This window comes from Streptomyces sp. NPDC058086, from assembly GCF_042885015.1.
GTDB lineage: Bacteria > Actinomycetota > Actinomycetes > Streptomycetales > Streptomycetaceae > Streptomyces.
On sequence record NZ_JBHVST010000059.1, the window covers coordinates 63,197 to 72,987 of the forward strand.

The 9,791-nt window shown below is 68.9% G+C and carries 3 protein-coding genes, 1 tRNA gene and 1 rRNA gene; 1 reads left to right on the forward strand and 4 read right to left on the reverse strand.

The window, feature by feature from the left end; all coding sequences use genetic code 11:
- Positions 1 to 3: 3 nt before the first annotated feature.
- Positions 4 to 5,499: a HAMP domain-containing protein gene (locus tag ACFVWD_RS35555; protein WP_389602134.1), complete on the reverse strand. Its 5,496-nt coding sequence runs from the start codon at positions 5,497 to 5,499 to the stop codon at positions 4 to 6.
- A gap of 422 nt (positions 5,500 to 5,921) precedes the next feature.
- Between ACFVWD_RS35555 and ACFVWD_RS35560 the strand changes: the two genes are divergently transcribed.
- A complete protein-coding gene (locus ACFVWD_RS35560) occupies positions 5,922 to 8,669 on the forward strand; it encodes a SpoIIE family protein phosphatase (protein WP_389602136.1) in 2,748 nt (915 codons plus the stop codon).
- Positions 8,670 to 8,760: 91 nt separating this feature from the next.
- On the opposite strand, the gene ACFVWD_RS35565 is transcribed toward ACFVWD_RS35560, so the two are convergent.
- From ACFVWD_RS35565 to rrf, 3 genes are all read right to left on the reverse strand, one after another.
- A tRNA-Thr gene (locus ACFVWD_RS35565) sits at positions 8,761 to 8,836 on the reverse strand.
- A gap of 84 nt (positions 8,837 to 8,920) precedes the next feature.
- Positions 8,921 to 9,583 (reverse strand): DegT/DnrJ/EryC1/StrS family aminotransferase, encoded by a 663-nt coding sequence (locus ACFVWD_RS35570; RefSeq protein WP_389602144.1) that lies wholly within the window; start codon positions 9,581 to 9,583, stop codon positions 8,921 to 8,923.
- A 114-nt stretch (positions 9,584 to 9,697) separates the two neighbouring features.
- Positions 9,698 to 9,791: ribosomal RNA gene (gene rrf, locus ACFVWD_RS35575) — 5S ribosomal RNA — on the reverse strand; the annotation flags it as partial.

Sequence of the window (9,791 nt, forward strand, 5' to 3'; positions counted from 1 at the left end):
CGCTCACTCCTCGCGCATCCACTGCTCCATCACGGAGAGCAGATGGTCGGGATCGACCGGCTTGGTGACATAGTCGGACGCGCCGGACTCGATGGCCTTCTCCCGGTCGCCCTTCATCGCCTTCGCCGTGAGCGCGATGATCGGCAGCCCGGCGAACTGCGGCATCCGGCGAATCGCCGTCGTCGTGGCGTAGCCGTCCATCTCGGGCATCATGATGTCCATCAGGACGACCGTCACGTCGTCGTGCTGCTCCAGCACCTCGATGCCCTCACGGCCGTTCTCGGCGTACAGCACCGACAGGCCGTGCTGCTCCAGGACGCTGGTGAGCGCGAACACGTTGCGGATGTCGTCGTCGACGATCAGCACCTTCTCGCCCTCGAACCGGATGCCTCGGCGCGGCTGCGCCGCCGCCTCCTGCTGGCCGCCGGCCGCCCACTGCTCCGGAGAGGCACCCGCGGCCCCGTTCGGCCCCGGCAGCCCCGGGCGCTGCTCGGTCACGGGCAGCGCCCTGCGGCGCCGCCTGAAGAGCGCTGCGGGCCCGTTCTGCGTCTCCTGGTACGACTTCACCTCGGCCGGCGTCTCGATGCCGGCCCCGGACAGCTCCGCCTCCGAGGCGAGCAGCTCCCCGGCCTCCAGGGCGGGCACGAGCTGCCCGTAGCCCTGCGGGGGCAGTTCGCTCGGGTGCAGCGGCAAATACAGCGTGAACGTCGAACCGCGTCCCGGCTCACTCTGGGCGTGGATCTCACCGCCCAGCAGACGCGCGATCTCCCGCGAGATGGACAGCCCCAGACCCGTACCGCCGTACTTCCTGCTCGTGGTGCCGTCCGCCTGCTTGAAGGCCTCGAAAATCACCCGCATCTTGCTGGCGGCGATCCCGATGCCGGTGTCGGTCACCGAGAACGCGATCAGACCGGCGTCCGCGTCCCGCAGCGAACCCGCCTCCAGAAGCTGCTCCCGGATCGCCACCGGGACATCCGCGCCGGCGGGCCGGATCACCAATTCGACCGCTCCGGAGTCGGTGAACTTCACCGCGTTGGAGAGCAGGTTGCGCAGCACCTGAAGGAGGCGCTGCTCGTCGGTGTGCAGCGTGGCGGGCAGTTCCGGCGACACCCGGACGGAGAAGTCGAGGCCCTTCTCCGCGGTCAGCGGACGGAAAGTGGCCTCTACGTAGTCGACGAGTTGGACCAGCGCGATGCGGGTCGGCGAGACGTCCATCTTGCCCGCCTCGACCTTCGACAGATCAAGGATGTCGTTGATCAGCTGGAGCAGGTCGGAACCCGCTCCATGGATCGTTTCCGCGAACTCGACCTGCTTGGGAGTCAGGTTCAACTCGGCGTTGTCGGCGAGCAACTTCGCGAGGATCAGCAGGGAGTTGAGCGGCGTCCGCAGCTCGTGCGACATGTTCGCCAGGAACTCGCTCTTGTAGCGCATGGAGACCGCGAGCTGCTCGGCACGCTCCTCCAGGACCTGCCGCGCCTCCTCGATCTCGGTGTTCTTGACCTCGATGTCGCGGTTCTGCTGAGCGAGCTGTTCGGCCTTCTCCTCCAGCTGGGCGTTGGAGTCCTGGAGGGCCTTCTGCCGGTTCTCCAACTCCGCCGACCGCTCCTGGAGTTGCTCGGTCAGCTCCTGCGACTGCTTGAGCAGCACCTCCGTCTTGGTGTTGACGGAGATGGTGTTGACGCTCGTCGCGATCATCTCGGCGATCTGGTTCAGGAAGTCCTTCTGAATCTGCGTGAACGGCGTGAAGGACGCCAGCTCGATCACACCCAGCACGGTCCCCTCGAAGAGCACCGGAAGCACGATCACCTGCGCCGGAGGCGCCTCGCCGAGCCCGGACGAGATCTTCAGATAACCGCTCGGCGCGTTCTCCACCAGGATCGTGCGCTTCTCCTGCGCGGCCGTCCCGATCAGCGCCTCACCGGGCCGGAACGACGTCGGCATGGAGCCCATCGAGTAGCCGTACGAGCCGAGCATGCGCAGCTCGTACGCGTCCTCGTCGTTGCCCGCCTCCTTGCCGTCGACCAGCGGCATGGAGAGGAAGAACGCGCCGTGCTGGGCGGAGACCACCGGCGTCAGCTCACTCATGATCAGCGAGGCCACGTCGTCGAGGTCGCGGCGCCCCTGCATCAGCGCGGAGATACGGGCGAGGTTGCCCTTGAGCCAGTCCTGCTCCTTGTTGGCGATGGTGGTGTCGCGCAGGTTGGCGATCATCTTGTTGATGTAGTCCTGAAGTTCCTGGATCTCGCCCGAGGCGTCCACGTCGATCTTCAGGTTCAGGTCGCCGCGGGTCACCGCGGTCGCCACGCGCGCGATGGCACGCACCTGCCGGGTCAGGTTCCCGGCCATCTCGTTCACCGACTCGGTGAGGTCGCGCCAGGTGCCGTCGACGTCACGCACGCGTGCCTGGCCGCCCAGTTGCCCCTCCGTACCCACCTCGCGGGCGACTCGGGTGACCTCCTCGGCGAAGGACGACAGCTGGTCGACCATCGTGTTGATGGTGGTCTTCAGCTCCAGGATCTCGCCGCGCGCGTCGATGTCGATCTTCTTGGTGAGGTCGCCCTTGGCGATGGCCGTGGTGACCATCGCGATGTTGCGCACCTGGCCGGTCAGGTTGGACGCCATCCCGTTCACGGACTCGGTGAGGTCCTTCCACGTACCGGCCACACCCGGGACGTGCGCCTGCCCGCCGAGGATGCCGTCCGTGCCCACCTCGCGGGCCACCTTGGTGACCTGGTCGGCGAACGAACTCAGCGTCTTCACCATCGTGTTGAAGGTGTCGGCGAGCTGCGCGACCTCGCCGCGCGCCTCGATCGTCACCGTACGGGTCAGATCGCCGTTGGCGACGGCCGCGGCGACCTGGGAGATGTTGCGCACCTGCATGGTCAGGTTGTTGGCCATCAGGTTGACGTTGTCGGTGAGGTCCTTCCAGATGCCCGTGACGCCCGACGCGTGCGCCTGGCCGCCCAGGATGCCCTCGGTGCCCACCTCGCGGGCCACCCGGGTCACCTGCTCGGCGAAGGACGACAGCTGGTCCACCATCGTGTTGACGGTGGTGACGAGTTCGAGGATCTCACCCTTGGCGTCGACGGTGATCTTCTTCGACAGGTCGCCCATGGCGACCGCCGTCGTGACCTCGGCGATGTTACGGACCTGGATGGTCAGGTTGTTCGCCATGAAGTTCACGGACTGCGTGAGGTCCTTCCAGGTGCCGGAGACACCCTGCACCTCGGCCTGACCGCCGAGCATGCCCTCCGTGCCCACCTCGCGGGCCACCCGCGTCACCTGCTCGGCGAAGTTCGAGAGCTGGTCGACCATCGTGTTGAGGGTGTTCTTCAGCTCCAGGATCTCGCCCCGCGCGTCCACGTCGATCTTCTGCGACAGGTCACCCCGCGCCACCGCGGTCGCGACCTGCGCGATGTTGCGCACCTGGGCGGTGAGGTTGCCGGCCATGCCGTTCACGGAGTCCGTCAGGTCGCGCCACACACCGGCGACGCCGGGCACCTGCGCCTGACCGCCGAGGCGGCCCTCCGTGCCCACGTCCCGGGCCACCCGCGTCACCTGGTCCGCGAAGGCGGAGAGCTGGTCGACCATCGTGTTGATGGTGTTCTTCAGCTCCAGGATCTCGCCGCGCGCGTCCACGTCGATCTTCTGCGACAGGTCACCCCGCGCCACCGCCGTGGTGACCTGGGCGATCTGCCGTACCTGCGAGGTCAGGTTCCCCGCCATGAAGTTGACGGAGTCGGTGAGTTCCTTCCACGTACCGGACACGCCGTCCACGCGGGCCTGACCGCCGAGGCGGCCCTCCGTGCCCACGTCCCGGGCCATCCGCGTCACCTGGTCGGCGAACGAGGACAGCTGGTCCACCATCGTGTTCACGGTGTTCTTCAGCTGGAGCATCTCTCCGGAGACGTCGACCGTCACCTTCTGAGAGAGGTCACCGTTCGCGACCGCCGTCGTCACCTGCGCGATGTTGCGGACCTGACCCGTCAGGTTCCGGAACGCCGTGTTGACGGAGTCGGTGAGGTCCTTCCACGTACCGGCCACACCCGGCACCTGTGCCTGGCCGCCCAGTTCACCCTCGACACCGACCTCGCGCGCCACGCGCGTGACCTCGACACCGAACGACGACAACTGGTCGACCATCGTGTTGACGGTGTTCTTCAGCTCCAGCATCTCGCCGGCCACGTCGACGGTGACCTTCTGCGACAGATCACCGTTGGCCACCGCCGTCGTCACCGCGGCGATGTCCCGCACCTGGGTCGTGAGATTCCGGAACACCGTGTTGACGGAGTCCGTCAGGTCCTTCCACGTCCCCGCCGCGCCCGGCACGTTCGCCTGACCGCCGAGCCGCCCCTCGCCGCCGACCTCGTTGGCCACCCGCGTGACCTCGTCCGCGAACGTCCGCAGCGTCTCGGTCATCTGGTTGATCGTCTCGGCGAGCTGCGCGACCTCGCCGCGCGCGGAGACGGTCACCTTCTGCGACAGGTCACCGCTCGCGACCGCCGTCGTCACCTGCGCGATCCCGCGCACCTGGGCCGTGAGGTTGCCGGCCATCAGGTTCACCGAATCGGTGAGGTCCTTCCACACACCGGCCACACCGGGCACCTGCGCCTGGCCGCCGAGTTCGCCCTCGGTGCCCACCTCGCGGGCGACACGCGTCACCTCGGAGGAGAACGACGACAGCTGGTCCACCATCGTGTTGACGGTGTTCTTGAGCTCCAGCATCTCGCCGGCCACATGAACCGTGACCTTCCGGGACAAGTCACCCTTCGCGACCGCCGTCGTCACGAGAGCGATGTCACGCACCTGAGCCGTCAGCCGGTACGCCATGGTGTTGACCGAATCCGTGAGGTCCTTCCACGAACCGGACATCCCACGCACCCGGGCCTGCCCGCCCAGCTTGCCCTCGGTGCCCACCTCACTGGCCACCCGCGTGACCTCGTCGGTGAACGTCGACAGCTGGTCGACCAGGTTGTTGACCGTCCGTCCGACCTTCAGGAACTCCCCGCGCAGCGGATGTCCGTTGCCGTCCGCCGCCTGCGCCCGCAGCTCCATACGCGGCGACAGATCACCCTCCGCCACCGCGGACAGCACCCGGCCGACCTCGGAGACCGGTCGTACGAGGTCGTCGACGAGCGCGTTCGACGCGTCGATCGCCGCACCCCAGGAACCCTCGCAGGCACCCGACTCCAGCCGTTCCGTGAGCTTTCCCTCACGTCCGACCACCCGCCGCACCCGCGACAGCTCACCCGTCAGATGCAGATTCCGGTCCGCCACCTCGTTGAAGACAGCCGCGATCTCCGACATCACGCCATCACCGGAGACCGTGAGGCGCTTGCGGAAATTGCCGTCCCGCATCGACACCAGGGCCGTCAGCAGCCTGTTCAGGGCAGCCGTATCCACCTCGGTGGTGCCATTGCGTGGTGTGCGCCGGTTGTTCAGGGACTGTCCGTCTTCCGCGCGCGTCCTACCGCCCCGCGTCGCTGCGCCAGACTCCACTGTGTCCCTCCCGCAAGGGTCGACCATTACTGCTCGGCGTACTCGGGTACTGCTTGCTCGGGTACTACTGGTCGTGCTCAGGTACTACTTGCTCAGCGAACCGGCAGGCGCCCAGCCTGTCCGACCTTCTCACTGGAGCTTGCCCAGTGTTTCACCCCGGCTGAACCAGGCCATAACAGTTCGGCAGCTTCGCACATCGTCCGCACACCGCCCGGAGGCGGGCACAGTCTCCTCAGGACGGAAACACAGACACCTGTCCGAACGGAAACTCTGCCCCTCTCCCGGCGGAAACACTGGTGACCGGCATCCGCATGGACGGCGAAGGTAAGTAACCTTGCATGCGGCTGTCCAGCCACACCGGTTTGTCCGGCCTGGGCGGTGGCACAAGAACGAGCGGGCAGGCATCGGAGGGGCACCGCACCATGACCACCGGACTGCATCCTGGGGGACAGCCCCAGGATCCTCGGCCGACGGGGAACCAGGCACTGCCCCGGCAGGAGCGGGTCGGCCACGGAGCCCCGCACGCCGACAACCGGACAAGGAGTTCTGTGATCACCGCGCGCGCGGCCGCCAGTTTCGATCCCGTCGGGCGATCGGTCGCGACCGCCAGATCCTTCGTCCGTGACACCCTCCAAGGCTGGGGCTTCGCCGACATCGTCGACGACGCGGTGGTCCTGACCAGCGAACTCGTCACCAACGCTGTCGTACATGCGGGCACCTCCGCGGACGTCCTGTGTCTGCGCAGCGACGGAGGCGTACGCATCGAGGTGGCTGACCGCTACCCGGAACGCGAGATTCCACTCCAGGCGACGGCCGTGAATATGGGCAGCCCCGACCGCGAGGGCGGGCGCGGACTCCAGTTGTGCGCCGCCCTGGCCGGCCGCTGGGGCGTCGACTACTCCCCCACGCACAAACAGGTCTGGTTCCACCTCGACCTCCCCGATCGCCCGGTCGGCACCCGCACAGCGGGCCCCGCACTCCCCGCCGACCTCCTTCCGCTCGCCGACGGCCGCGTCCGCGTCGCAGTGATCCAGATCGACCGCATCGGCGCCATCTCGGCCTGGAACGAGGACGCGGAGGACCTCTTCGGGTACGCCGCCGAGCAGGTCATCGGCAAGCCCCTCACCGACCTCGCGGCCTGGCCCCACACCCCGGGCACCAGCACCGGCATCGTCGAGGCCCTCCAACTCTCACGCTGGGAGGGCAGTTACGGGCTCCGGGGCGCGAGCGGCCGCGTGACCCCGGTCTACGCCTCCCACCTCCGCGTCCGTGACACCGGCGGCGAACCCTCCACGGTCTGCCTCCTCGTACGCGACCACGAACGCGCCGTCCTGCAAACCCCGTTGCGGGCGTCGGCCACCGACACGACGACCAGCTCCGAGGGCCAGGCCACGGACCCCTTCGAGGTCTTCATCGGCTCTCCCGCCCCGGACGACCTGGACGGCCTCCTCCAGCGCACGGTGGAGCGCGCCCGCGACATGCTCGACGGCGATTCCGCCTTCCTGCTCCTTGCGACCGACGACGAGACGGAGTTGGAGGTACGAGCCTCGACGGGCCTGCCCTCCGCCCGCCAGCGCTTCGCCCGCGTCCCCGTCGAGGCGGGCCCCGGCCGCTACGGCTCGGCCCGTATGCCCGCCGTCCACGAGGACCTGACGGTTGTTCCCGGCGCCGTACCGCTGCTGGCCGGCACCGGCATGCGCTCGGTCGTCACGGTCCCGCTGAAGGTCGAGGGCCGCCTCACCGGCTCCCTCGGTGTCGCGGCCGAGGGACCCGCCCGCTATTCCAACGAGGAGGCCCTGCGCCTCCAGTTCGCCGCCGACCGCATCGCGCTCGCGGTGGAATCGGCCCGCCTGGGCGAGCTGGAACGCCTGCGCCGCGGCTCGCTGAGCTTCCTCGTCGAGGCCTCCGACCTCCTCGCCGGCACCCTGGACCGCGACCAGACCCTCGCCCTCATGGCCCAGATGACGGTCCCGACCCTCGCCACCTGGTGCGCGGTCTACACGATCGCCGACCAGGCCTCGGACCCGTACCTCTCGTACGTCCTGCACGAGGACGAGGAACGCATCGACGGCCTCAAGGCCCTGCTCTCGAAGGTCGCCCCACCGGACCCGGTCCCCACCCCCGGCGCCCGCGTCTGGGCGGCCCCGGGCGAGGCGGCCCACCAGGCGGCCCTGCGCACCTCCATGCGCAGCCTGGGCCTCGGCGAGCCCGCCTCGGTCGCCTCCGGCATCGGCACGACTCTGGCGACGGCCGCGGCGGTCGGCGGGGAGACCGTCGTCCTGCCCCTGGTGGCCCGCAACCGCGTCATCGGCATGCTGACGCTCGGCAAGCCCTCCGACGAACACTTCCGCCAGGAAATCCTGGAACTGGCCGAGGACCTGTCCCGCAGGGCCGCCCTGGCCCTCGACAACGCCCGCCTGTACTCGGAGCGCACGGCCATCAGCCAGTCCCTCCAGCGCAGCCTCCTGCCGCCCGACCTCCCGCACATCGACGGCGTCGAGGTCGAGGTCATCTACCGCGCGGCCGGCGAGGGCAACGAGGTCGGCGGCGACTTCTACGACCTCTTCCCGATTCGTGACGGCGTCTACGGCTTCGCCATCGGCGACGTCTGCGGTACGGGCCCGGAGGCGGCGGCGGTCACGGGCCTCGCCCGGCACGCCCTGCGCCTCCTGGCCCGCGAGGGCTTCGGCGGCCCTGCGGTCCTGGAGCGCCTGAACTCCGCGATCCTGGACGAGGGCGCCCGCAGCCGCTTCCTGACCCTGCTGTACGGCGAGTTGTGGCCCCAGGAGGACGGCAGCGCCATGCTGAAGGTGGTCTGCGCGGGCCACCCGCTCCCGCTCCGCCTGCGCCAGGACGGCACCGTAGAGGCGGCAGCCGAACCGCAGCCCCTCCTCGGCGTCATGGAGGACCTGGAGCTGTACGAGCAGACCATCACCCTCGACCCGGGCGACGTACTGCTGTGCGTGACGGACGGCGTCACCGAACGCCGCGAGGGCACCCGCATGTTGGGGGACGACGGCCTCACGGACGTCCTCACCGCGTGCACGGGCCTCACGGCGGGAGCGGTGGCCGCCCGCGTCATGCGCGCGGTCGAGCGCTTCGCCTCCGACGCCCCGTCCGACGACATGGCGATTCTGGCGATGCGGGTGCCGGGCCTCCAGCGGGACTGAGGTCGGGCCCGGCTCCGGGGGCACGGCTCCGGGGAGCCGCCTCCGGGATATGAGAAAGGCCCCCGCCCGTAAGGGCGGAGGCCTTTTCTGCTGGAGCCCCCCAACGGAATCGAACCGTTGACCTTCTCCTTACCATGGAGACGCTCTGCCGACTGAGCTAGGGGGGCCAGTCACCTTTTCGAGGTTTCCCTCGCGGCAACGAAATAGATCATACCCCGAACAGGAGCGTGCTCCCAACCAGTCCCGCCGGATCAGAAGGCCGGCTGCAGCAATCCCCCGAGCGCATTGCACGCGGAGACGATCCGCTGCATCTCCCGCCTCGTCAACGACGCGTCCACGGGCAGCGCGAGGGTCTCGTCGGCGGCCCGCTCCGTCTCCGGAAGGTGCACGTCCCGACGGAACCCGGGCAGCCGGTGCACAGGCGTCTTCACCGGCACCCGGCACTCAACCCCCTTGGCCCGTACGGCCCGCGCGAAGGCGTCCCGGTCCGGCCGGCCATTGCCGGGCACGCGCACGACGTACTGCTGATACGTGTGCCCGTCACCGCCGTCCGGCGTACGCACTCCGCTCAGCCGCCCGTCGAGATAGGCGGCCCGCTCCCTGCGCTGCGCGATCTCGTCGTACGGCGCCTCGGACTCGCCCAGTTCCAGCACCAGGAGCCCGTGTCGCTGTCCGACGTCCCGCAGCCGCGCCATGTCGGCCGACCGACCGAAGCGGTGTACGACGACTATGGCGGTCGACCGCGGGGTCACGGCCGCCTCGACAGCGCCGGCGTCGAGGCAGTACGTCACCGGGTCTATGTCGGCGAAGACGGCCGACGCACCGACCTGGGTCGCGGTCTCCGCGACCTCGACGTTCCCGAACGCCGGCACGATGACCTCGTCGCCGACTCCGACGCCCGCGGCCCTGAGCATTGCAGCAGTACCCATGCCGCGGATGCTTGTCGCGCAAAGTGAACGCAAAGTGTCGGACAACAAAAAAGAGCTGGTCCCCGAACCGAAGTTCGGGGACCAGCTCTTTTAATATGAGTTCGGCGGCGTCCTACTCTCCCACAGGGTCCCCCCTGCAGTACCATCGGCGCTGTGAGGCTTAGCTTCCGGGTTCGGAATGTAACCGGGCGTT